This window comes from Candidatus Accumulibacter contiguus, assembly GCF_036625285.1.
In the GTDB taxonomy this organism is placed as follows: Bacteria; Pseudomonadota; Gammaproteobacteria; order Burkholderiales; family Rhodocyclaceae; genus Accumulibacter; species Accumulibacter contiguus.
In genome coordinates this window covers 2,360,645-2,384,584 of sequence record NZ_JAZKUC010000001.1, presented here as the reverse complement: position 1 = coordinate 2,384,584, position 23,940 = coordinate 2,360,645, and the positions used below count along the sequence as shown (strand labels likewise).

Genomic DNA, 23,940 nt, shown 5'->3' with positions numbered 1-23,940 from the left:
TCAGAACTCCATCCGGGTCACGAAACCGCGCCGACGACCGAGAAAGTGGCTGACCTGGCGAACGCGCAAGGAACGGGGTCCCAGCAGCAGGCCGGCGGCGGCATGTCGGGGAGGCACACCGACGAGCCTGACCCGGTCGCCGGGCTGCACGCCGGGTCTGCCGAGGACTTCGATCCGGCCGCGCAGCCAGCGTGCCGCCAGCACCCGCATCTGCGCCTCGGCCACGTGTTGCGCTGCCTCACCGCTGCGAACGGCGCCAAGGGTCAGGCGGCGCGGGGTTTTGCCGGTACGACCGACGGCAACCGCGCCCTGCGCGTCGATTGCCGCCTGGCCGCTGACCCCGGCCAGATCGCTCGCCAGCCAGCAGAACTTGTCGGCACCCTGGCTGCCTGCCGCACCTTCACCGAAAACCTCGACGCTGTCGTGGATCGGCGGCGTCGCCTGGATCTCGATCTGCAGCACATTCGTCGCAAAATCGAAAGCGTGTGCAGCACCGGGTTCGGCAGGGGTGACGAAATGCGCCTTGCCTTTGCTGTCGCCGAACAGGTCTGCGCCGCACCAGTCGGCAAGTTCGAGTACCTGCCGCAAGGCGCCCGGACGGCGGGTCAGCAGGTACGTTGGAAGATTAAAGCCCTTCGTGACGCGGCCGGCGGTGACCCCTGCCCGTTGCAGGACGTCCTTGATCACGAAATCGACGTCGACGTTTTCGTAACTGGCTTCGGTTTCGAGGCAGGCCAGCTTGTGGAGATCGTCATAGGCAGTGACGTGTTGGCCGGTGGTTTCGATGCGCACCGTATCGACCGTCCCGGTGAACACTTGCTGCAGACCGTCGCCAGCATCGAGTTCGACGCGCAGCGGGTCGCCCGCTTGCGGCGCGGGGGCCTCCGGGTCGCCGAACCGCAACTCGCAAACACCACTGGCACCATCCATGCCGAGCCGAACGAGCAAAGACAGCAACTGCCGCTCGTTCCTGGCCGCGTCGCTGCTCGCGGTCTGTCGGCCGATCTCGACGCGGTAGGCCAGCGCAGCGGTCATCGCTCAGATTTCCAGCCCGTGGCGGCGCGCTGACGAACGCAGGACCTCGGTCAGTGCGTCGGCGAGAGCCGTCGGATCGAGGCTCACGCTCGCGTCGTCAGCACGTAGAGCGACCGTGACGTTGAACGTGTTGCGTACCAGGCTGGGTGATTCAATGCGCTCTGACGCGGAAGTGGCGGAAGTATCGAGCCTGGCCTGGGTAAGCCGATAGGCTTGTTCGAGTGAGGGCTCGACGGCACCAGCCAGCCGCCTGGCAGCCGTCTGCAAGTGGTTTCCCGGCCCGGGGGGCTTCGCCGCCTCGGCGGTGGCGAACGATGGTTCGGGGGCCAGGGCCTGCCGGGGGCGGAGAGGAATTGCCAGCGACCGGTGTGAATCCGGCGCCGGGTTGACGGGCTGCGAACGGTCTGCCAAGGATGCGACGGGTGGAGTGACTGCGGCGTCTGTCGGTTGGTGACTATCGCCAGACGGCATCGCAGCCGTGGGTACCTGCGGGTGTTGGTCCGGTCGCAAGGCGTGCGCTTCCGTAGGAGCCGCGGCAGCGTCGTTGCAGGCGGATGAAGCGGGCGATTCGCCGAGCGGGGACGGAGTTTGCCGGGGGCGAAGGGAAATTGCGAACGTCCCGTGTGAATCCGGTTGCGGGCCGAGGGGCTGCAAACGGTGTGGCGAGGCGGCGGCGGGTCGAGCGGTCTCAGCGTCTGGCGTCTGGCGGCCATCGCCGGACAGCATCCTGGCTGCTCGCGTTTCCGGATGTTCGCCAGGTTGGATGGGCCACTCGACCGCTGGAAATTCGGCAGCGTCGTGCTGACCGGAGACAGGGAATGATTCGGCGAGCGGAGCAGGGCGGTTGAAGTGGGGGCGCGTGCTGGCAGGACCCGCCGAGCGATCAGTCCCGACCTGGGGCGAGACGGATTGCGGGGTCGAGGAAGCGAACTGAAAAGCCTGCTCGAAGCGGGTTCCCTGCAGCGCCGTCGGTAGGGCACCTGGCGACAAGCAGCCCGGCTCGGCGCGATCGACCACTCTCTGCGGGAATTCTCCTTGCTCGACAGCCGGCGCACCGGGCTGTACCGAATCGACAGCGCCGCGCAACGGGGCGCTGGAGAAACCCGCAGCAGGTGGTCGCGCGATTGCTCGGCGCGCCGGCTCCGTCCGGTTCAGCGCCGGAAAAGGAAGCGCTGCCGATTCAGACGATCCTCTGTCGGCCGCCTCTTCCAGCCGATCTGCATCGAGTTCCACGCCGAGGAGCGCTTGCGCATCGCGCAACAGCGCTTCCAGCGGCGCCAGCAACTGGCGCTCGATGTCGGCCGAGCGGGCGATGGATGGCATTCAGTCGTCCTCGATCCGAATCACGGTCGCATCCGGGTGATCCGCAAGGCGCGCAACACGGGTCGGCGCGGCGGATTCACTGGCCGCGGTCCGATCGAGCAGGCGCAACAGGCGGTCCATTTCCACCGCCGGCGTCGCCCAGACCTGCGTCGGCGTCCAGCCGAGGGCGCGACACAGCCGGAGCGTGATGCGGTCGGCTTCGGGCGTATCGGGAATGCCATCGGCAAGCTCTTCGGGGGAAACAACGTTCAAGGCGACGACGGCCTCGAGCAGGGAACGCGTCGCGCCGGAATCCAGTTCGTCGAGCGCACGCGCCGGTTCGACGGTGACCACGCTCGTCTCGAGCATTGCCCGCAGGTAAGCGCCGAGATCGAAGCGCTCGCCGTCCGCACCGGCCCTGCGGCATCGCGACATGGCCCGGAAGCGCTCGCCACTGGTCCACGGCCGCAGGTGGAGCCGAACGCCGCCGCAGTCGTACCAGCCGCCACCGAGTGCTGCCGGCGACGTTTCGCCGCCACTCGCCCACCACAGCGCCAGGGGCGCAAAGCGGGTCTGCGCATCCTCGGCAACGCCGCTGTGCGCCAGGACGCGACGGCTGAGCTCGCGTGTATCCAGGGTCAGCCCGTGCGCCGTCGGTACGACGCACTCGTCGAGCGCAGCCAGGTGCTCCCGCAAGGGCCACGGTCGCAAGTCGACTTCTGCTCCGGCGGCTGAGCGCGCGTTCATTGCCTTGTCGAAACCCTGAAAATCGGTCGCGTAAACCAGGCCATCGATGTCGATGACGTGATCCGCTGCCGGCACTATTCTTCGCGAACCCGGGTGGCGCTGAAGGCGTAGGTGGTGACCGCCGTGCCGCCGGCGTCCATGCCGAATGACTTGCCTTCGACGTAGCAATCGTCGAAGGACAGCGTCCGCCGTGGTGCATCGGCAGCCGGGTCCTTCTTCAGATTGGCCACCAGTTGAAAGCTGCTCTGCTGGGCAAGATGCGTGTCGAGAACGAATGTGGCCGATTTGACGACCAGTTCGCCCTGGACGATGCGCAGGCCGAAGCTGACATCCACCCGTTCGCCGCTGCCGACGGCGCGGATATCCTCACGTTCGGTGACGACGCGGAAAGCCAGCGACTGCAGACCTTCGACCGCAGCGCCATCGATCAGAACGCTGCTACGGTTGGCGACAAAGATCGCTGTCATGGCGATTCACTCCTCAGACCTGGACGAAAATGGTGGCGTAGATGAAGTCGATCGCCCGCACCGGCCGCACCGCGATGTCGACCCGCACGATGCCCTGCGCGAAATCGGCCGGCGACGAATGGACATTGGCCGTGAAGGCCGGCTCCTTGCCGTCGGCGGAGCGCACCAGTGCCCCCTCCTTTTCCATCTGGACGAGGAACTCGATCAATTTCTGCTTCAGGGCGCCCCGGCCGTCCTCGCTGTTGAGGCGGCCGATGAACATCTCGCCGAGCATCCGGACGCCGCGTACTGCCCGGTCGGCGATCCGCCGCACGCTGATCTGATCGCCATCGGTGGTGATGCCGCGCAGGACGATGACGCCACGCCCGCGCTGCTCGACGACCGGCACCACCGAACTCGACAGCAGGCTGCCTTGCTCTTCGAGCGGCAGCGCGCGGCTCAGGCTGCCCATTCCGGAGAGGGTCTTGAAGGTTGGCGACTCGAAATAGTCCAGGCTGCCAATGCGACCCGCGACCGCGCCGGCGACGCCATGCGGAGCGAGCAGGACGAAGCGCTCCGAGAGCAGGGCCGGCGCCATTTTCTTCGCGTCGGTGTCGCCTGCGGTCGGAGGAACCTGGCCGAAACCGACACGACCCTGGCTGTTGCTGCTCATCTGATTGCAGTGGGCGATGACCGCGCTGTAGATGCGCGTCACGCTGTCGACATTGCCGAAGTCCTGCACGGCGGCCAGTACCATGTCGACGTCGGACTCGTTGCCCAGGTGCTGCAGGGCATTGACGTAATCGGCCTCACCGGCATCCTTGCCGGCAGCCAGAACATACTCGCCGGCAGCCGGCGCTTCGCCGGGATTGCCGGGTCCGCCGGCACGGATCACGGCAGATGCGGCCTGGAGCGATTCGGCCAGCTTCGTGTGGTCGAGACCGCGATGGACCTCGATCGCATCGCCGACCGGCGGCCTGATTTCCAGATCGAACTTCTCTGCACGATGGCTGACCAGCACGCGGAAACCGTTTGCCCAGGTGCCGGCAGCGCGCGCTTCAAGCTTGAAGGTCTTGCTCTTGCCGATCGCCAGATCGACGCTGGCCTTGCTGGCGACCGAGGACTTCAGCGGCACGATGACCAGTTCGAAGACGCCGTTGGCCAGCGCCTGGCGGGCCTCCGGCAGGCTGTACGCCGAGGCCGCGCCGCAGACCTCGACAAAGCGGCTCCAGCTCGATGCCCGCACGGTATTGCTGTCGGCGGGGACCTCGTTTTCGGTGATTCCGATCAGTCCCAAGACCCCGGAAGGAGACAATTGCGGAGGAACGACCTCCTTGACGACCGTGACTTGTACACCCGGGATGATGCGCGCCATGCTTTTTTCCTCCACTGAGAAACGGGAAACATCGGTGTCAGTTCAGGGGCAAAACAAGCTGCGAAACCGCCGGGCTGGCTTGCTCGCTTTCTCACGGGCCGAGATGGCATGGTAGCGGCGGGATTTGACCCTATTCAAGCACTGGTTACTGCGTGTGTCAACACAGGATTGAAGAGCAGTTCTCCCTGTTGATCAAGGTCTATTGACCATAGCTTGCCGAAAAGACCGGACTGCCGGCGAACACAAGCATCTTGCTCAAGCGCAAAATGAGGTCTTCCAGCGCTGACTGCTCGCGCCAGTCTATTGCCGGCAACAGCAAACACGGAGGGATCAACCATGCGCTTCCTGCGGTCGCTTTGTTTCGGCCTGCTCGTCCTCACCGCGACGGCCGGCTACGCCGACGATACCCTGCTCTGCGTACAGGGCAAGTCCTTCGTTCCGGAACACGAATTCGTCCAGACGCGGCAGTTGCGCTTTACCGCCGACGGGCCGCCGCTGGGCGACCTGCTGCCGCTGCTCGCCGGCCGCGGCGTGCGCGAGAAGCTGTGGCCCGAACTCGCTGCCGATCAGGTGCAGGTGATGCCTTTCGACGCTGCACTCTGCGGCAGCGAACCGACGGCCGAACTGACGCTTCGTTACACCGCCGACGACCTCGCTGTCTTTGAACGGGAACGTAACCGCGGTCCCAGCGAGCAGCCGCGCCTGCGCAGCGCCGAGGCGAAACCGGCCGCCGCCCGTACGGCACCACCCGGGACGCCCGACAACGCCCGGCGGCACGACTGGGTTCGCCTCTACTTCGCAACCAGCCGCCGCGCGACCGGCGCCGACAGCGCCGCGCAGGCCTTCGGCAAGGAACGCAGCGACCGCGTCAGCCTCGGCGCCGTCGAGGTGTCGATTCCCTTCGATCACCGCTGGGCGAGGCTCGAAAGCCCGTCGCTGCTGCGCCTCGAGTGGGATGCCAACCCGCAGCGGCACGTCGTCCTCGCGCCCGCGCTGACGCGCCTGGAGGCGAAGGACTGGCAAGCCGAGATCGCACGCCGGGCCGGCGCTTTCGACAAACCCGGCGTGCTGCTCTTCGTGCACGGTTACCAGAACTCGTTCGCCGACGCCGCCAAGCGCGCCGCGCAACTGGCCTACGACCTGGCCTTCACCGGGCCGACGGTGCTCTTCAGTTGGCCCTCGGATGGAGAATTGCTGGCCTACGTCCGCGATGAGGAGGACGCACGCAACGCTTGGCGGCAGATGGCCGACCTGCTCGACCAGCTCAGCCGTCTCGGCCCCGGCGTGCCGGTGTACGTGATCGCGCACAGCATGGGCAACCGCATCCTCACGCAGGGCCTCGCCGAACTGCTGCGCCGCCGCCCCGACGCCGAACGCGCTTTCCGGCAGGTGATCCTCGCCTCGCCCGACATCGGCCGCGAGGAATTCCGCCAGCGCTGGGTGCACGACCTGGCGACCGCGAGCGTGCCGCGCTTCACCCTCTACGCCTCCGACCAGGACCTGCCGGTCGCGCTTTCCGCCTGGCTGCACGGCGAACCCCGCCTCGGCGCCGGTGGCGCCAACATCGTCGTGTTCAACCGACTCGATTCGATCGACGCGAGCGCCATCACCCGCGAGTGGTTCGGCCTCAGCCACAGCTACTTCGGCGACAACGACAGCGTGCTGAGCGACCTCTTCGTGCTGATCCATCAGGGCACCGAGCCGGATAAACGGCCGCGGCTTCGCGCGGTCAGCGGGGGCAAAGGGAAGTATTGGGAGTTCCGGCGATGAAGGCGAAGTACCTGATGATCGCCGCGATCGTGATCGCGGCGAGTGGGCTGCCGGTGGAAGGAGTGCGGGCGCAGAGCGCGGACTTGAGCGTTCAGGTCGCTGAGCTTTATCGGCAAGGGCGTTATCGGGAAGCGATCCCGATCGCGACGCGAGCGCTACAGCAGGACGAGGCACAGTTTGGCATCGAGCACCCGAGTACCGCCACCAGTCTCAGCCACCTGGCGAGTCTATACCAATCGATGGGCCGCTACGAAGACGCGCTGCCCTTGTACCGCCGGGCTCTGGCGATCCGTGAAAAGGTGCTCGGGCCCGAGCATCCCGATACCGCCACCAGCCTCGACAGACTGGCGTGGCTGTACCAATCGCTGGGCCGCTACGAAGACGCGCTGCCCTTGTACCGCCGGGCTCTGGCGATCCGTGAAAAGGTGCTCGGGCCCGAGCATCCCGATACCGCCACCAGCCTCGACAGCCTGGCGTGGCTGTACCAATCGCTGGGCCGTTACGAAGACGCGCTGCCCTTGTATCGCCGGTCGCTGGCGATCCGCGAAAAGGTGCTCGGGCCCGAGCACCCCGATACCGCTACCAGCCTCAACAGCCTGGCGTGGCTGTACCAATCGCAGGGCCGTTACGACGACGCGCTGCCCTTGTACCGCCGGGCGCTGGCGATCCGCGAAAAGGTGCTCGGGCCCGAGCATCCCGATACCGCCACCAGCCTCAACAGCCTGGCGTGGCTGTACCAATCGCTGGGCCGTTACGACGACGCGCTGCCCCTGTACCGCCGGTCGCTGGCGATCCGCGAAAAGGTGCTCGGGCCCGAGCACCCCGATACCGCCACCAGTCTCGACAGCTTGGCGTGGCTGTACCAATCGCTGGGCCGTTACGAAGACGCGCTGCCCTTGTACCGTCGGTCGCTGGCGATCCGCGAAAAGGTGCTCGGGCCCGAGCATCCCGATACCGCCATCAGCCTCAACAGCCTGGCGTGGCTGCACCAATCGATGGGCCGTTACGACGATGCGCTGCCCTTGTATCGCCGGTCGCTGGCGATTCGCGAAAAGGTGCCCGGGCCGGAGCATCCGGATATTGCCAAGAGCCTCAACAGCCTGGCATGGCTGTACCAATCGATGGGCCGTTACGACGACGCGCTACCTTTGTACCGACGCGCCGTCCGAATCGTCGCAGCTGCTGACATTTCCGACCCGATCCGGGAGCACGGCGCCATCGCACATCTCGCGCTGGTCTCGGCCAACCTCGCCTACTTCCTCGAAAAGCATGCCGGCCAGTCGAGCCTCGATGAAGCGATCTTCTACTATAAACTCTCGGTTAACACTCGCCAGCGGATGCGGGCCGGCACGCGTGGGCTTGACAAGGCGATCCGCGACTCCTTCACTGAAAAACTGGCAGGGCCGTACCGGCGGCTCGCTCGCTTGCTGATCGAGCGCGGACGGATTGCCGAGGCCGAACGGGTGCTGCTGCTGCTCAAGGAGTCCGAGCTCACCGAGTTCCTGCGCCGCAACGGCGGCAGCGACCAGCGCGGCGAGCAACTAGTGTGGGCTCCCGAGGAAGAGCAATACCGGCGTGATCTCGAACGTGTGGCCACCGAGTGGCGCGAGTATGAATACCGTCGGCGCGAGCTCGATGAACTCGTCAAGGGCAACAAGATCACGGCGAACGGCAGCGAAGTTGTCGAACACGACGCCCAGCGCAACCAGCTCGAACGGCGGACGGGCAGCATCATGGCCGAGGCGACGGCGCGCTTCGTCGAGGCCAGCCGTCGCGCCAACGAAACGCGGATCAAATCCTTCGACAGCGCGCGCACCGGCCTGTCGACCAAGCTCGGCGAGATGCAGCAGCGCGCAAGCGGCGGCCTGCGCACCGCCGGTCTGGTGCTCCTGCCCGACGCCAGAGGTCTGACGCTGATCGTCACCACCGACGAGGGCGCGGTGCCGCTGCTGCGCGAGGTCAGTGAAGCCGAACTGAACACGCTGGTCAGTAGCCTGCGCACGGCGATCGCCAGCCAGAAGGACTACCGGCAGCCCGCCGAGGCGCTCTACCGCCACCTGATCGAGCCGGCCGAAGCGCAACTCGGCAAGCAGGCGGCCATCCGGCAATGGGCGATTCTGCCCTACGGCAGCCTGCGTGACCTGCCCTTTGCGGCGCTGATCAACCCGGCCGACGGCAAGCACCTGATCGAGCAGTACGCCTTGGTGACGTTGACCGCCGACGGCAGCGGCCGCTTCGAGGGGCTAGAAACGATCCCGAGGGCACGCTGGCAGGGCGTCGCGCTCGGCGCTTCGCAGCCCGACCCGGAGTTCGGCAACCTTGCTCTGCCCGGAGTTCTACGCGAGGTGTGTGGCGTCGTTCGCGACCAGCAGGCCGGGCCCTGCCGCTCCGGCGAAGGCGTCGTTGCCGGGCAGCGCTACCTCGATGCCGGGTTCACGCCAGAGATCCTGCGCCGCCTGATGAGTCCCGGCGGCGGCGCAGGACCGAGCTTCCTGCACATCGCCACGCACTTCAAGGCCGAGAAATCGCTGCTCCTGCTCGGCGACGGCAGCAAGCTGCGCGCCGCCGACATCGTCGCCTGGACGCCTCGCCTTGGGCAGTACGATCTGATCGCGCTGTCGGCCTGCGACTCGGGAGTGACCGAAGCGGCCGTCGAATCGCTCGGCGCGATGTTCCGTTCGCAGGGCGCCAAGGCGGTTCTGGCGACGCTGTGGCCGGTCGCCGATGTCGGTGCCGCACCACTGATGGTCGAGTTCTACCGCCAGCGCGGCGAACGGCAGGCGATGAGCAAGGCCGAAGCGCTGCGCCAGGCGCAACTGGCGATGCTGGGAGGCCAGCTGCAAGCCGGGAAGCCGGGAATCGACCTGCGCCATCCGTATTTCTGGGCGCCCTACGTGTTGATGGGCAACTGGTTGTGACGGCGAGTCGCTTGGGTCGGCGGCGAAAAAGCCCTCTCTTTTGTCTGGCCACCGCAAGCCCGATGGCTGACCACGGCAGTCGAGGGGCGATTGGCGACGCTCTGGAAGGGGTGTCGGCGGCCCACGCCGATGAAGACCGGGGCGGGTAGCGGGCAAGCATCCATTGCACCGACGGCCCTGTCGGAGAATTCAGATCACCACGAGATGATGGCTTTTTGCCTCAGGAACGGCTTGCCGCGGGACCGCACGATCCAGCGTCACCAGGCAGCCGCCTTGCTGCACCGCCAGTGCCAGCAGATAAACGTCGGCCACCTGGCGGGAGCCGAGTACGGCATTCCAGGCAATCCGGCCGCTATCGAGGATGCTCACGGCGTCCGGCCAGAAAACGTGATGGCTGGTCGCCGTCGCCGCGGCGAGACGTTCGGCTATGGCCCCGGCCGGCAGTGCGTTCGGGTAGCCGGGTTGCGACATGATCCGGATACAACCGTTCTCGGTCAGCGGGCACGACGCCCAGCCCGACTGAATGTTCTCCAGCAGCCAGGCCATGGCTCTGGTGTGATGCAGGTGGTCGCTGTCCAGCAGGGCGATCAGCACATTCACATCGAGCAAGGCGCGCATCAAACGCCTTCCTCGTCTCTCAGTTGGTCTACCTGCTCGTTGGTGACCACTTTCCCCCGTGACGGGAACGGGCGGAAACCGTGGACGGCCGCCGGCTCGCTGGTGCTGCTGGTCGTCGATGGCGGCGATTGGGTCAGGGCTTGTCGCAAGAGATGCGAGATCACCCGGCCGGCCGTCGTCCCGCCACGCCGGGCAAGCTCCTTGGCAGCCAGCAGAACATCGTCTTCGATATCGAGTGTGGTACGCATGAGCATTCTCCTTACGAGTGATGCATTGATGCTAACGCATCAGAAAACTGCAAGCAAGCAACGATACCAAACCCGATGGGATCATGGATCACAGCTGTGGTTTGATCATGCCAACCGACGATTCCCAGCTTTCACGCCAGGTCGTGCGTCAGCGGTACAAAGGAACTGGCCAGATTGACATGGGGAGAAAAGCGCGGCGATACTTCGCGAGGGATCGTTGAATTTCCTATCCTTTCATGAGCCGGTCAGGGTGGGACCGGCAAGGAGCAGGCGGGGCGACAGGAAAGCGGAACGTCGGTATCATGACGGAAAGCCGGGAGGAGTGAACATGGATCGAGTGCATCTCTGGTTGGGCAGCGTGCTGACGATGCTTCCCCTGGTGGCCCTGGCCGGCGGGAACGAGCCGACCCTCTTTCAGATTCGCGAGGGCGACCAGATCGGCCTCATTGACCGCGGCGGCAAGGTAATCGTCCCGCCGGAGTTCCGGGAGGCACCCACCATCGGCAACCCCCTGATCCGCGTCCGCAAGGGGACGCGCACCGCGTACTATGCCCACGACGGAACCCTCGCCATTCCGCCCCAGGAGGAACTGACCGAACCCTACGCCGAAGGGCTCACTCCGGCGCTCCTCAAGGACGAGGGCAGCAAGCGGCTCTGGGGCTATGTGGATGCTCGCGGTACGGTGGTCATTCCGCAGCGCTTTCAGGCCGCGGATGTCTTTTTTTCGCGAAGGCATGGCCCGCGTGTGGAGTGACGGCAAGTTCGGGTTCATCGACCGCAGTGGCCGGCAGGTGATCACTGCCCGCTTCGACAGCGCCGAGGATTTTTCCGACGGCCTCGCCCTCGTTCGGGAGGGGGAGAAGCGCAAATTCATCGACAAGACCGGAAAGACCGTCCTGGAGGCGAGCTGGGAGCGGGTTTCCGCATTCGGCGACGGATTGGCGGCGGCCAAGGACGGCAAGCTCTGGGGTTATGTGGACAAGAGCGGCAAGTGGCTCATCGCCCCCCGCTATTCCTATGCGAGGCCGTTCTGGAACGGCCTCGCCGCCGTCACCGACGGCGGCCGCAGCCTGTGGATCGACCGGCGCGGCACCATCGTCTGGCAGACTCAACCTTGAACCACCCCTTTACGGAGACTCCCTTGAAAGCACGCCATCTGGTTGCCATCGCCCTGCTTGCCCCTTTCGCCGCCGGCACCTTTGCCAATGACGCCCTGCGCACCCTGCTGGAGGATTCGAAAGCCAGCGGCAAAGGCGTGAACCTCTACGTTAACGGACAGACCATCCCCGCCGTGGTGGTGGCAGTCGATGATCGCTACGTGCTTGCCCGCAGCCAGTCCCAGGGAACGATTGTCATCCGCCTCGAGCGCCTCGATGGCGCCTCCGGTTTCGTCAGCGGCGAGCGAAAGGCCCAATAGCTACTCTGGCCGGCCGCCAGGGCGCGGAACTCGGCGCTGACGCAGGCCTTGCGGAGCACGGCGGCGCCTTCGTCGGCGGATACCACGGCGCCGTCCTTGCCGAACAGCGAGGGCATGTAGACGGTGAAGCCGGCATCGCGCACCCAGCGGGCAAATCGGGTGATGTGCGGGCTGATGCCGGGCATTTCGGCCAGGACGATGACGGCCGGCCCGCTGTCGCTGACGAAGAGGCGCTTGGCCTGGTCGTCGAAGCTCGGTTCGCGGAGGGCGAAGTCGCTCAGGGGGGCGTCCTGCAGCAGGGTTATGTGGGGCATGGTGTTCTCCGTGATGGCGACAAGCGGTGGATGTCCGACGGCGATGCGCCGTTGAGGTACTTGATGTCCGCTCTCGCTGGAGAACGACTGGCCTTCGGCGCCGGTAATGATCGCAGCGGCGATGCGGCGCCCCGCCTGATGGCTTGGCGAATCCGGTGGGCCGAGGATTGGATGGCCGGGCACCCTTAACGTCGGGGATCGATGCCCGGCCCGCTGGCTAACGGCCGTAGGTGCCGGTCAAGATAGCCTTGCCGAGGCTGTTGGCATGAACCATGTAGCCGACGAGTGCCGTGCTGCCGTTGGCTGGCAGCTCAAGCTTCTCAACCTTGAGGGCATGGAGCGTGAAGTGGTAGTTGTGCGGGCGGTCCCCGATCGGTGGACACGGGCCTCCCCATCCGGGGCCGCCGAAATCGGTTTTCCATTGGGTCGCTCCCTCCGGCAGGCCAACGCCATCCGGTTTTCCCGCTCCGAATGGCAATAGTCGACTGGTTGCGGGGATGTCGATGACAACCCAGTGCCACCATCCGCTACCGCCTGTCGGGGCATCGGGATCGTGCACCAGCAGCGCAAAACTCTTCGTTCCTGCCGGCGGATTCGACCATTCGAGTGCTGGCGAGAGATTCCCGCCAGAACAACCGAATCCATTGAGGACATGCTTCTCGGCCAGTGTTCCTTGATGGACGAAGTCTGCGCTTTTCAGGGAGAACGGTTCCGCAGCCTGCCCCGTCGACAGGAGCGCGACGGAACAGACGGCAAAAAGATGTTGACGCATGTAGCTACCCTTTCCTTGTTTCAAGTGATCAATGATTCCGCACCAATGCAGACCGCTTCGACGCGGTTGCCGAAGGGTCGTAGAGAAAGGCGCCGAAGTGGTTGGCGCGATACTGCGGTCGGAGGCCGGGGCGCCCTTGTCCGGGCCTCCGTGGGTGAGTCCGACGTGGTCGAGTACGAACATGGCGAGTGTCTCCAGGAATAACGGTGATGGGTATCATACAGGCACCGTTCAGCGGTTGCGCGCTTTGATGGCCCTCAGGATTCAGGGTGAGGAGGCAGTCGATGAAGGGCTGGAGCGGCTCGCTGCGGGGGGCGCCGTTCAGCGTGACGATGTAGTACGAGCGATCCGAGACGACGCTTTGCGGCGCGGGCTGGACGAGGGTGCCATCTTTTGGCCAGCCCCTCCCGCAGGCAACCCAGCCCCTCGCGGACGTAGGCCAGGCCTTCTCTGCTGGTGCGGACATCAAGCACCTCAGCCAGTCGACGCCAATGAAGGTGCGCGAGTTTTCCCGGTTCGCCGTCACGGTCACCAACCAGATCGAGAATCTGGGCAAAGTGGTGGTGGCCGCTCTGTACTGACGACAGCAGTTTCGGCATGGAACAGCCAAGCGTGAAGCACAAGGCCGGGCGGCCAGCAAGATCGATGAAATCGGGATGGATTCTGTAACCGAATCGAACGTCGAGCGTTATTCAATTCCGTGTGGCCCAACAGAAAGGTTATCCATGTACTCGAAACGTCGTATCACGGTAGCGGCACTATCCCTGATCGTGCTGTCAACGCTGTCCGTTGCTGCGCCCGCAAGCGGACTGATCTCAAGCAAGGTCGAACTGACCACGAGCAATGACAATGTACAGGTCACCGATTTGCGTGCCGTACAATCTGACCGCCTGCTCCGTGTTCAAGCCGAGCTCACCAATTTCTCCCCGTATAACCAGCAGGTCTATTACCGATTCAAGTGGCTGGACAAGAACGGTTTCACGGTATGGGATGACGAGCCGTGGAAACCGATGATTGTCTACGGAAGCCAAAGGCAGATCATCAACGTCAGCCCGCCATCACTGTTCGCCACCGACTTCCGCCTGGTTCTGCACTCTTCGCAGCGCTAGAGGTCTGCTTCGTAACACAATTTCCCCAGGAAATCAGCCGTAGGTTGGGCTGAGCTTGCGAAGCCCAACAGCCCCCGCGATAGCGCGCGCGCAGGACGTTGCGCGACGGGCGCCTTCCCGCCTCGGCCAATGATGGCCGTTTTTGTCCCGCGATTGTCCCGGTGCGGCATCGTTCATTTGCTCGCCTGGCCTTACGATGGCGGCACGTCAAACGAAGGAGGTCTGGAAATGTCCGAAAATGATGTCGTCAGGGGTCGTCGTGCAGCGCTGGTGGTGATCGATGTGCAGGAGTCGTTCCGGCACATGCCCTTCTGGTCCGAAGCCGATCTGCCGGCGTTCAGGGAGGCCTTGCTGCGCCTCGACGCCGGTTGCCGGAAACGCGGGGTGCCGGTGGTACATATTTTTCACGTCGGTCAGGCCGGGCCGTTCACCGAGGCCTCGGGATATGTGCGCGCGCTCGACTGGCTGCCCGGTTCGCCCGACGTGTGCTTCTTCAAGCACACGCACAATGCCTTCTCGGACACCGGCCTCGACCTGTGGCTGCGCCGCCGCGGCATCGAGCGCCTGATCATCGCCGGCATCCGCACCGAACAATGCTGCGAGACGACGACGCGGGTCGGCTCCGACATCGGCTACGAGGTCGATTTCGTCAGCGAAGCGACGCTGACCTTTCCGATGACGCATCCGGTCAGCGGCCGCAGCTACTCGCCGGCGGAGATCAAGGAACATGCCGAACTCGTGCTGGCCGGGCGCTTTGCGCGCATCGTCAGCGTCGACGATTGCCTCGCCGCGCTGGGAGAAGGACATGCTTGAACTGCGCCCGAACTGCGAGTGTTGCGATCGCGATCTGCCGCCCGACTCGCCGGCGGCGATGATCTGTTCCTTCGAATGCACCTTCTGTGCCGATTGTGCCGACACCCGGCTTGCCGGGCGTTGTCCCAACTGCGGCGGCGAGTTGCTGCGCCGGCCGATTCGCCCGGCGGACAAGCTGGCACGCTACCCGGCGTCGGCGCAACGGGTCCGCAAGCCCTGCGCCGGCAGCGACCTGCCTGCCACTGCAACGACCGCGGCACAGGCCTGAGCGCATGCGTCCGCGCGATCTCGCTCTCGCCCTGTTGGTGGTCGTCGTCTGGGGTGTCAACTTCGCGGTCATCAAGACCGGCGTCGCCGAAGTGCCGCCGCTGTTGCTCGGCGCCCTGCGCTTCCTGCTCGCCGCCTGCCCGGCGGTGTTTTTCCTGCGCGCGCCGAAAGTGCCCTGGCAGCTCTACCTCGCTTACGGAATGACCATTTCGGTCGGGCAGTTCGCGTTCCTGTTCTCGGCCATCCACGTCGGCATGCCTTCCGGGCTCGCTTCGCTGGTGCTCCAGTCGCAGGCGTTTTTCACGATGCTCTTCGCCGCCCTGTGGCTCAAGGAGGGCTGGCGCAGCAGCCAGCTCGTCGGGCTGCTGCTGGCGGCCTGCGGTCTGGCGCTGATCGGCTCGGCGCACGGCGTGTCGATGCCGCTGCTCGGCTTTCTGCTGACCGTCGCCGCGGCGTCGCTGTGGGCGGCCGGCAACATCGTCACGCGTGCGGTCGCCGCTTGCGGGCCGATCAACCAGCTCGCCTTCGTCGTCTGGGCGAGTCTCGTGCCGCCGCTACCCTTTCTCGCGCTGTCGCTGCTGATCGAGGGCCAGCCGGCGATGGCTGCCGCGTTGAGCGACTTCAGCCTGCGTTCCTTCGCCGCCGTCGCCTACCTCGCCTGGGCGGCGACGCTGCTCGGCTACGGCTTGTGGACGCGCCTGCTGTCACGCTACCCGGCCAACCAGGTGGCGCCGTTCAGCCTGCTGGTGCCGGTGGTCGGGCTGACGACCGGCTGGCTGGTGTTCGACGAAGTGCTGCGGCCGGTGCATCTCGCCGGCGGCGCGCTGCTGATGCTCGGCCTGGCGGTCAATCTGTTCACCACCCGCCTGCTTGGCTGGGCGAGGGCGCGGCCATGACGCTGTCGGTCTGGTTCGTCCTCACGCCGGCTGGTCGTCTACCAGCGCCGCGGCGGCAACGATCCGCAGCTCTCGCCGTGGCTCGCCCACCGCAACCACCTGCACCCCGCCGTCCATCGCGCGCAGGACGCGATCGCGCAGGATCCCGCGCGTTCGTGGTCGGTCGACGAGCTTGCCGCGCAGGCGCATGTCAGCGCCCGCCATCTGACACGCCTGTTTGCCGAGCACGCGGGCATCAGTGTCGTCGGGTATCAGCAGCGGCTGCGCGTCGCGCGGGCGCGCGAACTGCTCGCCGAGCGGCAACTCTCGGTCGAGCGAGTCGCCGAGCTGGCCGGCTTTGCCTCGGCTCGCGATTTCCGGCGGGTCTGGCAACGCCATGAAGGCGGCACGCCGAGCACGCTTCGCGCTACGGGCGGGCGAGGCAGCACCCTCGGCGATCGCCAGCCGTCCTGAGCGACTCGCTGAGCAGGCTCTACGGCTATCCGCTGCGCGAAGTGGGTGAGCATGGACAACGCTGGTTCATGCCCCCCTGGCAACAGTAGCCAGCCCGGAGCAGTCGTCAAGGTCCGCGGGCGCGTTCTCGGACGTCGATACCGCGCTAGAAGCCGCTTGCACGCTGGGCATGTAATCGAAGTCGGCAACCAGGATATGGTTGTAGAACCAGCCGTTGATCAGGAACTTCACTTCCTCGGCGATCTCGTCGAGAGTCATCTGCTTGGCGTTCTCCAGCAGATCAAAGAGCATCCGGCGAAACTTCCGGTGCAACTTCTGATGCGCCTCAAGGCCGGGGTAGTGGCAGGCAATCATCAACTGCTCTTCTTCGTGCAGATGCACCTTGACGTATTCAGTCAGGATCGCCAGTGTTTTCAGCACCCTGATCTGGTCACCATCGCCTCTGAAGGTTGCGGCAAGATCGAACAGTTGTCGGTGCTGCGCATCGATTGCCGGTACACCCACCTCGATCTTCGATGACCACTCTGCCAACTCAAATTTCATGCTTTGCTCCAACTGTTGTGAAGGGGTGACTCGACCGTCTCACGAGGGTATCGGGCGTGTTGCCATATCGATCTGTTCGGAAAGGGTCAGCCATTGCTCTTCCAAGGCAGACAACTCCACTGCGATCTGGTTCAGTCGGCGGCCGCTGTCGGCCAGTTCCTGTGCCGACAGCGGTGTCGACAATTGCGCTTCGAGAGCGTGCTGTTCCTTCTGTAGGTCGAGCAGGAGCTTTTCAATATGTCCCTGCTCACGCTGCAGTGCTTTCAGCTTGCCGGGAGCAACGATGTCACCCGCAAGCGACACACGCTTGAGCGGCTCTTTCGCGATTTTCAGGGATTCCCGGAGGTTTTCCCGGCTGCGTTTCGCCTCGTCGAGCAGATAGCGTTGATAGTCGTCGAGGTCGCCGGTAAAGTCCTCCATGCCACCGCGGGTGACGAGCCAGAATTCGTCGCACACCGATCGGAGCAGAGAACGGTCGTGGCTGACCAGCATGACGGTTCCCTCGAATTCGTTGAGTGCCATCGCCAGGGCTTCGCGGGTAGCGAGGTCGAGGTGGTTGGTGGGTTCGTCGAGCAACAACAGGTTGGGGCGTTGCCAGACGATCATGCACAGGACCAGGCGTGCCTTCTCCCCGCCGCTCATCGTGCCGACCGTCTGCTTGACCATCTCGCCACTGAAATTGAAGGTGCCGAGGAAGCTGCGCAGATCCTGTTCGCGGTCGCTTTGTCCGGTGGGCGAGCCTTCCTTGGCCAGGCGCAGCAGGTGTTGCAGGGGAGTTTCGTGCGGGCGCAGGACGTCGAGTTCCTGCTGCGCGAAGTAGCCGATGTTGAGGCCCTTGCCTTCACTGACGATACCGCTGCAGCAGGGCAGGACGCGGGCAATGGTCTTGACCAGCGTCGACTTTCCCTGACCGTTGGCGCCGAGGATGCCGATGCGCTGCCCGGCCATGACCGATCGGTTGACCCGGCGAACAATCACCGTCGGTGGCGTGCCGGCAGGTGCATCGGCCGGTGGCGGGTAGCCGAAGCAGGCATTGCTCATGACCAGCATCGGGTTGGGCAGGCTGGCGGGGGCCTTGAACTCGAAGGTGAAGTCGGCGCTGGTCAGCACCGGCGCCAGACGCTCCATTCTTTCCAGCGCCTTGACCCGGCTCTGCGCCTGCTTGGCTTTCGTCGCCTTGGCCTTGAAGCGGGTGATGAAACTCTGCAGATGGGCGATTTTGTCCTGCTGCTTGAGGTAGGCGTTTTGCTGCAGATCGATCTGCTGCGCGCGGGTTTCTTCGAAGGTGCTGTAGTTGCCGCCGTAGCGCATCAGCTTGCCGTTCTCGAGGTGCAGGGTCACGGTGGTCACCGCATCGAGAAACTCCCGGTCGTGGCTGATCACCACCATGGTTCCAGCGTAGCGCTTGAGCCAGGTTTCCAGCCAGACCAGCGCATCCAGATCGAGGTGATTGGTCGGTTCGTCGAGCAGCAAGAGATCCGACGGACACATCAGCGCCCGCGCCAGTTGCAGGCGCATTCGCCATCCTCCCGAGAAGCTGTCGACCGGATTGTTCAGTTCGGTGGTCTTGAAACCCAGGCCGAGGATCAACGCCTGGGCACGCGCCTGTGCATCGTGTGCGCCGGCGTCGTGCAGGGCCAGGTAGGCGTCCGCCAGGCGTTCGCCATCGCCATTCTCGCTTTCGGCCAGTTGTACTTCCCGCTGGGCGGCCAGCAGCGCCTGGTCACCTTCGATCACGAAGTCGGTGGCGCTCAGGCTGCTTGACGGCATCTCCTGCACGACCTGCGCCAGGCGCCAGGCAGCGGGCCGCGAGAATTCGCCGGCGTCTTCGTGCAGGCTGCCATCGAGCAGCGCGAAGAGGGTGGTTTTGCCAGCGCCGTTGCGACCGACGAGGCCGACCCGTTCGCCGGGGTTCAAGGTCACCGTCGTCTGGTCAAGCAAGGCCTTGGCGCCGCGACGCAGGCTGACGCTCTTGAGCGTGATCACGCCGTCGAAACTCCCGTCGATGCTCCGGTAATGGGCGTGCAGCCGGGCGCCTGGTCAGCAACAGCCAGGCTCACCGGAAGATCACGGTCTTGTTGGCATGTACCAGCACCCGGTCCTCGAGGTGATAGCGCAGCCCGCGCGCGAGGACCGCCTTTTCGATGTCCTTGCCATAGCGCACCATATCTTCGATCGAATCCGAATGGTCGATACGGATCACGTCCTGCTCGATGATCGGCCCCTGGTCGAGTTCCCTGGTGACGTAGTGGCAGGTGGCACCGATCAGCTTGACGCCGCGCCGAAAGGCCTGGTGGTAGGGCCGGGCACCGACGAAGCTGGGCAGAAAGGAATGGTGAATATTGATCATCTGTCCGGGGTAGCTGTCGCACAGATCGGCGGGCAGAATCTGCATGTAGCGCGCGAGCACCATCGTGTCCCCCTTCACTTCCTCGTAGATACGTCTGATCTCGGCGTGCGCTGCTGCCTTGTTGTCGGGGTCTACGGGTACATGGTGGAAGGGGATGCCATGCCACTCGACCAGCGCCTTGAAAGTGTCGTGATTCGAGATGACGCAGGGAATCTCGATGTCGAGTTCCTTCGCCTGCCAGCGTGACAGCAGATCGTAGAGGCAGTGTTCCTGCTTGCTGACCATGATCACGACGCGCCGTTTCACTGCCGAATCACTGATTTTCCAGGCCATCGACAACTCTTCGGCAAGCGGGCGGAAGCGCTCGCGAAACTCGGCCAGATGAAAAGGCAGCGACTCTGCTTTCACCTCCATGCGCATGAAATAACGCCCGTCCTGTTCACCGCTGCCGTCGTCGGCGTGATAGCTCGATTCGAGAATCCAGCCGCGGTGCTGGGCAATGAAGCCGGAAACGCGCGCGATGATGCCGATCTGATCCGGGCAGGATCCGGACAGGGTATAGAAACGCTGCGAATGCATGCTGCGTAACCTTTCTAGGTGGGTGTGACCGCGACGAAGGCCTTGTCGATCTCCGCGCGCAGCTCGGCGTAGGACTGCGTGACCGGGAACTGCGGGAATTCGCGAATGACCTGCTCGGGCGGGTGAAAAAGGATGCCGGCGTGCGCTTCGCCGAGCATCGCCGTGTCATTGTACGAATCGCCAGCGGCTACCACTGTGAACCGGAGTTCCCTGAGGCGGCGCACTGCCTCACGCTTCTGATCGGGCATGCGCAGACGGTAGCGCACCAGCATTCCGTCGGCGTCGGCTTCGAGGCTGTGGCAGAACAGTGTCGGCCAGCCGAGTTGCCGCATCAGCGGGTGCGCGAACTCGTAGAAGGTGTCGGACAGAATGATCAACTGATAGGCCTCACGCAGTCCATCGACGAAGGCCCGGGCGCCTTCGAGCGGTCCCATTTCGGCGATGACCTGCTGGATATCTGTCAGACCGAGCTTGTGTTCGCCCAGGATGGCGAGGCGGGACTGCATCAGCTTGTCGTAGTCCGGCTCGTCGCGGGTAGTACGGCGAAGCTCCGGAATGCCGGTGCGTGTGGCGAATTCGATCCAGATTTCGGGGACGAGGACGCCTTCAAGGTCGAGGCAGACGATTTGCACGGCAAGCTCCCAGAAAATGAGGTTTGAAGGAAACCCGCGATTCTACCAAATCCTTGGAACTGCACAGCAGCGCTACACTGGCCGCCTCATCGCAGTATGATGAAAGACCTACGGACCTTCCGAGAGAAACGAGGAGATGATGATTACGCCCAATATTCTTGCTCTTGTTCTGGCAGGCGGTGAAGGCACCCGTCTGCACCCACTGACCCAGCATCGTTCCAAGCCATCCGTACCTTTCGGCGGCCGTTTTCGCATCGTCGACTTTGTTCTCTCCAACCTGGTCAACTCGAAGATCTTCTCCATCTACCTGCTGGTCCAATACAAGTCGCAGTCGTTGATCGAGCACATCCGTCGTTCCTGGTTGCTGGCGCCGATCTTTCCCGAGCAGTTCATCGCGGTGGTTCCACCGCAGATGCGCGAGGGACCGGAATGGTTCCAGGGCACTGCCGATGCCGTCTATCAGAACCTGGGGCTGATCGAAAAGCGTTCTCCGGACCTCGTCGTGATATTTGGTGCCGACCACATCTATCGCATGGACGTGCGTCAGATGGTCAATTTTCACTTGCACAGCCATGCCGACGTCAGTATCGCCGCCTTGCCGGTTCCCATCGGAGAAGCCTCGGCATTCGGCATCATTGACGCCGACGAAGACGGGAGCGTGCGCAGTTTCCGAGAGAAGCCGACCGACCCGTCGCCGATGGCCGGTGATCCGACGCGCGCCTTCGCCTCAATGGGAAACTACATTTTCACGACCGATGTGCTGATCAAGGCGTTGCGGGAGGGGCACCGGCTGGGAGAAAGAGATTTTGGCAAGGATCTCCTGCCACGCCTGATTCAGACGCAAAGGGTGTTTGCCTACGATTTCTGCGGGAATCGCATCCCCGGCATACGCGCCTCCGAGGAGCCGGCCTACTGGCGCGACGTGGGAACCATCGATGCCTATTTTGCCGCCCACCAGGATCTCCTGGGTGCCGAGCCGAAGTTAGATCTGTTCAATCCCAAATGGCGGATCGGTTCCAGTAACTATCAGGGGCCGTCGCCGAAATTCTTCCACGCCGAACTGGACAACAGCATCATCAGCGCCGGTGGGCTGATCAAGGGGGCTCGCATCCGCAATTCGATCGTTCGCCGCGAAGTATTCATGGAGGAGGATGTGGAACTCGATGAGTGCATCATCATGGACTACGCAGTGCTGCGCAAGGGGGCGAGGCTCCGGCGCACCATCGTCGACCGTTACAACACGATCGAAGCCGGTGATCGTCTCGGCTACGACGCAGACGCCGACCGTCGCCGATTTACCGTCACCGACTCGGGAATCGTGGTCGTTCCCAGAGGCCAGGGAATGGATATCCGTGCGGAGGAGAGGACGGGGCTGAAAGGCCATTGACCGCGCCGAGACGCTGAAGGCATCCGAGAAGCAGGCGCCGTCTTCGGCGCCGTGCTGCTTGAGGAAGGGGAAGATCGCCTCGACCATGCGCACCGAGCCGCAGGCGTAGATTTCGTGCTCCTTGAGTTCCGGGAAGTCTTCGAGAATCGCTTCATGGACCAGGCCGGTGCGTCCGCTCCAGGTCCTCGGGCGCCGGATCCGGAGAGGACCGGAATGAAGTGGAAGTTGTCGTGCTCACGCGCCCAGCGTTCCGGCAGTTCGGGCAGGTACAGATCCTTGCGGCTCCGCACCCCCCAGTAGAGATGGATCTGGCGCTGCAGCCCGCGCTTGAAGGCGTCCTCGACCATGCTCTTGACCGGTGCGAAGCCGGTGGCGCCGGCGACGAAGACGATCGGCCGCGCCGATTCGCGCAGCGTGAAGTCGCCGATCGGGCCCTCGAAGCGGACTTCGTCGCCTTCCTTCATCGCGTCGAAGACGTGCGTCGTGAAACGGCCGCCGGGCATCAGCCGGATCTGCAGTTCGACAAACTCGGCTTCGTGCGGCGGATTGGCAAACGAGAAGGCGCGCCGCTGACCGTCTTCGAGAATGATGTTGATGTACTGGCCGGCCTTGAAGGCGATCTGCTGGCCCTCTGGCAGCTTGAGCAGGACGCGCATGACGTCGTCGGTGAGCTTCTCCATGCCGACGACGCGGGCGCTGTACTCCTGGAAGCCTTTTGGCGCGTGCTCGCCTGGTACTCGATCTCGACGTCTTCGAGCGCGCTGGCGCAGCACAGCAGCACCTTGCCCTGCGCCAGTTCGGCGGCGGACAGTGCGCTCGGCTGGTAGAGGCCGGGGTCGACCTTGCCCTGCAGCACCGTGCACTTGCATACGCCACAGCCGCCGTTGCGGCATTCGTAGGGCAGATCGATGTCCTGGCGCAGGCCGGCGTCGAGCAGTGTTTCGCCAAAGCGTGCGCTGATGGCCTTGTGGTCGGGGTGGAAGGTGATCGAATTCTGTGCCCTCGCCGAACCCAGCCGCTTCGGTGGTAGCCAGGGCAGAGGAAAAAGCAGGGCGGTGAGACCGAGCACCCAGTACCAGAGATGCAGCGGATTGATCACATAGACCAGCGCCAGCACCGGCAGCTCGAACCAGTCGAAGTCGATGTTGGTCGGCACCACCGACATGTCGGCTTCGCCCACCCTGGCTGAGGATCGGCTTGACCAGCGCGAGTGCCAGAAACATCAGCGTGACGGCGATGGCGATCGGGCGCGGCGGGTTGATGTGTGCGCGCGGGACGCGCTGAACATGCACCCACATGATGAAAGCGACGATCAGGGGGCGCCGATGTGGATGAAGGCCAGCAGCGTGAACAGGCGGCTGTTGACGCTTTCGAGGTAGAGGAAGTTGCGGATCAGCGTGCCATTGAACATCGGCAGGACATCGAACCACTCGGCGGTGGCGATGACCACGAACTGTGCGAGCTTGTCCCAGACCAGCATGAAGCCGTTGACGCCGGCAATGTAAACCAGCCACAACAGGGCCACGCCGGTCAGCCAGGAGAACGAACGAAAGCCGCGATAGCGGTCGTAGGCAAAGTGCCGCAGCATGTGCAGCAGCATCGTCAGGATCATGCCGTCGGTCGCGTAGCGGTGGATGCTGCGCAGGATGCCGCCGGCCCACCACTGGTCGTGGGTGATCCGCTCGACCGACTCGAAAGCGTCATGGACGCCGGTATCGGCGAAGATGTAGAGGTACAGGCCGGAGCCCACCAGCAACCAGAACTGCCAGAAGCTGATCGTTCCCAGATGGTAGAAAGGGTTCATCTTGTCGCCGAAAGCGACATTGAACACGTTCTCGATGCGCATGAACAGCCAGCGCAGGAGTTGTTGCAGGACCTTGACCATGATCGAATTCAGCTCAGGAAATTAGTGCCTAGTGCGGCGGGATAGGTGGTCGGCCGGAAGCGGC

25 protein-coding genes and 3 pseudogenes are annotated in these 23,940 nt (G+C 64.3%); 12 read left to right on the top strand and 16 right to left on the bottom strand.

Going from position 1 to position 23,940, the window contains the following annotated elements:
* From V5B59_RS11650 to V5B59_RS11630, 5 genes are read right to left on the bottom strand one after another with little or no spacing between them, the layout of a single operon-like run.
* Entirely contained in the window at positions 1 to 1,035 is a 1,035-nt protein-coding gene (locus V5B59_RS11650; RefSeq protein ID WP_169071906.1) for a hypothetical protein, read from the bottom strand.
* A 3-nt stretch (positions 1,036 to 1,038) separates the two neighbouring features.
* On the bottom strand, positions 1,039 to 2,358 hold the full coding sequence (locus V5B59_RS11645; protein WP_169071905.1) for a hypothetical protein: 1,320 nt from the start codon (positions 2,356 to 2,358) through the stop codon (positions 1,039 to 1,041).
* Positions 2,359 to 3,159: a hypothetical protein gene (locus tag V5B59_RS11640; RefSeq protein WP_169071904.1), complete on the bottom strand. Its 801-nt coding sequence runs from the start codon at positions 3,157 to 3,159 to the stop codon at positions 2,359 to 2,361. It lies immediately after the preceding gene.
* Positions 3,159 to 3,551 (bottom strand): hypothetical protein, encoded by a 393-nt coding sequence (locus V5B59_RS11635; protein ID WP_034918061.1) that lies wholly within the window; start codon positions 3,549 to 3,551, stop codon positions 3,159 to 3,161. Before V5B59_RS11635 ends, V5B59_RS11640 begins: the two co-directional genes overlap by 1 nt.
* 13 nt (positions 3,552 to 3,564) lie before the next feature.
* Positions 3,565 to 4,905 carry a phage tail sheath subtilisin-like domain-containing protein gene (locus tag V5B59_RS11630; protein WP_169071903.1) on the bottom strand — a complete coding sequence of 447 codons (1,341 nt, stop codon included), beginning with the start codon at positions 4,903 to 4,905 and terminating at the stop codon, positions 3,565 to 3,567.
* A 336-nt stretch (positions 4,906 to 5,241) separates the two neighbouring features.
* Here V5B59_RS11630 and V5B59_RS11625 point away from each other — a divergent pair, with 336 nt between their 5' ends.
* Both V5B59_RS11625 and V5B59_RS11620 read left to right on the top strand, forming a co-directional pair.
* The gene (locus tag V5B59_RS11625) at positions 5,242 to 6,675 is read left to right on the top strand and encodes an alpha/beta hydrolase (protein WP_169071902.1); all 1,434 of its coding nucleotides are present in this window, start codon (positions 5,242 to 5,244) and stop codon (positions 6,673 to 6,675) included.
* Positions 6,672 to 9,593 carry a CHAT domain-containing tetratricopeptide repeat protein gene (locus V5B59_RS11620; RefSeq protein WP_332351886.1) on the top strand — a complete coding sequence of 974 codons (2,922 nt, stop codon included), beginning with the start codon at positions 6,672 to 6,674 and terminating at the stop codon, positions 9,591 to 9,593. The genes V5B59_RS11625 and V5B59_RS11620 overlap by 4 nt, the downstream gene beginning before the upstream one ends.
* A gap of 189 nt (positions 9,594 to 9,782) precedes the next feature.
* On the opposite strand, the gene V5B59_RS11615 is transcribed toward V5B59_RS11620, so the two are convergent.
* Together V5B59_RS11615 and V5B59_RS11610 are read right to left on the bottom strand one after the other, a co-directional pair.
* Positions 9,783 to 10,211, bottom strand: coding sequence for a TA system VapC family ribonuclease toxin (locus V5B59_RS11615; RefSeq protein ID WP_169071864.1), 429 nt, complete (start codon positions 10,209 to 10,211; stop codon positions 9,783 to 9,785).
* A complete protein-coding gene (locus tag V5B59_RS11610) occupies positions 10,211 to 10,459 on the bottom strand; it encodes a hypothetical protein (RefSeq protein ID WP_169071863.1) in 249 nt (82 codons plus the stop codon). Before V5B59_RS11610 ends, V5B59_RS11615 begins: the two co-directional genes overlap by 1 nt.
* A gap of 328 nt (positions 10,460 to 10,787) precedes the next feature.
* On the opposite strand from V5B59_RS11610, the gene V5B59_RS11605 reads away from it, so the two are divergent.
* The 3 genes from V5B59_RS11605 to V5B59_RS11595 are packed head-to-tail and all read left to right on the top strand — an operon-like array spanning position 10,788 to position 11,876.
* Entirely contained in the window at positions 10,788 to 11,213 is a 426-nt protein-coding gene (locus V5B59_RS11605; RefSeq protein WP_034911701.1) for a WG repeat-containing protein, read from the top strand.
* Positions 11,194 to 11,577 (top strand): WG repeat-containing protein, encoded by a 384-nt coding sequence (locus tag V5B59_RS11600; RefSeq protein ID WP_248595064.1) that lies wholly within the window; start codon positions 11,194 to 11,196, stop codon positions 11,575 to 11,577. The genes V5B59_RS11605 and V5B59_RS11600 overlap by 20 nt, the downstream gene beginning before the upstream one ends.
* 23 nt (positions 11,578 to 11,600) lie before the next feature.
* Positions 11,601 to 11,876, top strand: coding sequence for a hypothetical protein (locus V5B59_RS11595; RefSeq protein ID WP_169071860.1), 276 nt, complete (start codon positions 11,601 to 11,603; stop codon positions 11,874 to 11,876).
* Here the strand turns inward: V5B59_RS11595 and V5B59_RS11590 are convergent.
* Positions 11,876 to 12,190 (bottom strand): annotated as a pseudogene (locus tag V5B59_RS11590) (dienelactone hydrolase family protein); the annotation flags it as partial. The gene V5B59_RS11595 and the pseudogene V5B59_RS11590 overlap by 1 nt on opposite strands.
* Before the next feature lie 217 nt (positions 12,191 to 12,407).
* Complete coding sequence (locus tag V5B59_RS11585) at positions 12,408 to 12,962, bottom strand: YbhB/YbcL family Raf kinase inhibitor-like protein (RefSeq protein ID WP_034911699.1); 555 nt, start codon at positions 12,960 to 12,962, stop codon at positions 12,408 to 12,410.
* A 383-nt stretch (positions 12,963 to 13,345) separates the two neighbouring features.
* Between V5B59_RS11585 and V5B59_RS11580 the strand changes: the two genes are divergently transcribed.
* From V5B59_RS11580 to V5B59_RS11555, 6 genes are all read left to right on the top strand, one after another.
* On the top strand, positions 13,346 to 13,543 hold the full coding sequence (locus tag V5B59_RS11580; protein ID WP_169071858.1) for a hypothetical protein: 198 nt from the start codon (positions 13,346 to 13,348) through the stop codon (positions 13,541 to 13,543).
* 75 nt (positions 13,544 to 13,618) lie between these two features.
* Positions 13,619 to 14,071 (top strand): YcfL family protein, encoded by a 453-nt coding sequence (locus V5B59_RS11575; protein ID WP_332351885.1) that lies wholly within the window; start codon positions 13,619 to 13,621, stop codon positions 14,069 to 14,071.
* A gap of 228 nt (positions 14,072 to 14,299) precedes the next feature.
* Positions 14,300 to 14,884 carry a cysteine hydrolase family protein gene (locus tag V5B59_RS11570; RefSeq protein WP_034911703.1) on the top strand — a complete coding sequence of 195 codons (585 nt, stop codon included), beginning with the start codon at positions 14,300 to 14,302 and terminating at the stop codon, positions 14,882 to 14,884.
* Positions 14,877 to 15,152, top strand: a complete 276-nt coding sequence (locus V5B59_RS11565; RefSeq protein WP_034911696.1) for a DUF1272 domain-containing protein — start codon at positions 14,877 to 14,879, stop codon at positions 15,150 to 15,152. Before V5B59_RS11570 ends, V5B59_RS11565 begins: the two co-directional genes overlap by 8 nt.
* Before the next feature lie 4 nt (positions 15,153 to 15,156).
* Positions 15,157 to 16,047 (top strand): EamA family transporter, encoded by an 891-nt coding sequence (locus V5B59_RS11560; RefSeq protein WP_169071856.1) that lies wholly within the window; start codon positions 15,157 to 15,159, stop codon positions 16,045 to 16,047.
* A 30-nt stretch (positions 16,048 to 16,077) separates the two neighbouring features.
* Positions 16,078 to 16,500, top strand: a complete 423-nt coding sequence (locus tag V5B59_RS11555) for a helix-turn-helix domain-containing protein (RefSeq protein WP_308240195.1) — start codon at positions 16,078 to 16,080, stop codon at positions 16,498 to 16,500.
* A gap of 66 nt (positions 16,501 to 16,566) precedes the next feature.
* Here the strand turns inward: V5B59_RS11555 and V5B59_RS11550 are convergent, their stop codons facing one another.
* The 4 genes from V5B59_RS11550 to thrH all read right to left on the bottom strand — a co-directional run bounded on the left by V5B59_RS11550 (position 16,567) and on the right by thrH (position 20,604).
* Positions 16,567 to 17,043, bottom strand: coding sequence for a bacteriohemerythrin (locus V5B59_RS11550; protein ID WP_169071855.1), 477 nt, complete (start codon positions 17,041 to 17,043; stop codon positions 16,567 to 16,569).
* Between the two features lie 39 nt (positions 17,044 to 17,082).
* Positions 17,083 to 19,029: an ABC-F family ATP-binding cassette domain-containing protein gene (locus V5B59_RS11545; protein WP_169071854.1), complete on the bottom strand. Its 1,947-nt coding sequence runs from the start codon at positions 19,027 to 19,029 to the stop codon at positions 17,083 to 17,085.
* 70 nt (positions 19,030 to 19,099) lie between these two features.
* Positions 19,100 to 19,972, bottom strand: a complete 873-nt coding sequence (gene purU / locus V5B59_RS11540) for a formyltetrahydrofolate deformylase (RefSeq protein WP_169071853.1) — start codon at positions 19,970 to 19,972, stop codon at positions 19,100 to 19,102.
* Between the two features lie 14 nt (positions 19,973 to 19,986).
* Positions 19,987 to 20,604 carry a bifunctional phosphoserine phosphatase/homoserine phosphotransferase ThrH gene (gene thrH, locus V5B59_RS11535; RefSeq protein WP_169071852.1) on the bottom strand — a complete coding sequence of 206 codons (618 nt, stop codon included), beginning with the start codon at positions 20,602 to 20,604 and terminating at the stop codon, positions 19,987 to 19,989.
* Positions 20,605 to 20,743: 139 nt separating this feature from the next.
* Here thrH and V5B59_RS11530 point away from each other — a divergent pair, with 139 nt between their 5' ends.
* A complete protein-coding gene (locus V5B59_RS11530; protein ID WP_332352190.1) occupies positions 20,744 to 21,991 on the top strand; it encodes a glucose-1-phosphate adenylyltransferase in 1,248 nt (415 codons plus the stop codon).
* Between the two features lie 260 nt (positions 21,992 to 22,251).
* Here the strand turns inward: V5B59_RS11530 and V5B59_RS11525 are convergent.
* The 3 genes and pseudogenes from V5B59_RS11525 to V5B59_RS11515 all read right to left on the bottom strand — a co-directional run.
* Positions 22,252 to 22,647: pseudogene (locus V5B59_RS11525) on the bottom strand (FAD-binding oxidoreductase); the annotation flags it as partial.
* Between the two features lie 164 nt (positions 22,648 to 22,811).
* Positions 22,812 to 23,156: pseudogene (locus V5B59_RS11520) on the bottom strand (2Fe-2S iron-sulfur cluster-binding protein); the annotation flags it as partial.
* Between the two features lie 147 nt (positions 23,157 to 23,303).
* Positions 23,304 to 23,876 carry a cytochrome b N-terminal domain-containing protein gene (locus V5B59_RS11515; RefSeq protein ID WP_332351884.1) on the bottom strand — a complete coding sequence of 191 codons (573 nt, stop codon included), beginning with the start codon at positions 23,874 to 23,876 and terminating at the stop codon, positions 23,304 to 23,306.
* Positions 23,877 to 23,940 lie beyond the last annotated feature (64 nt).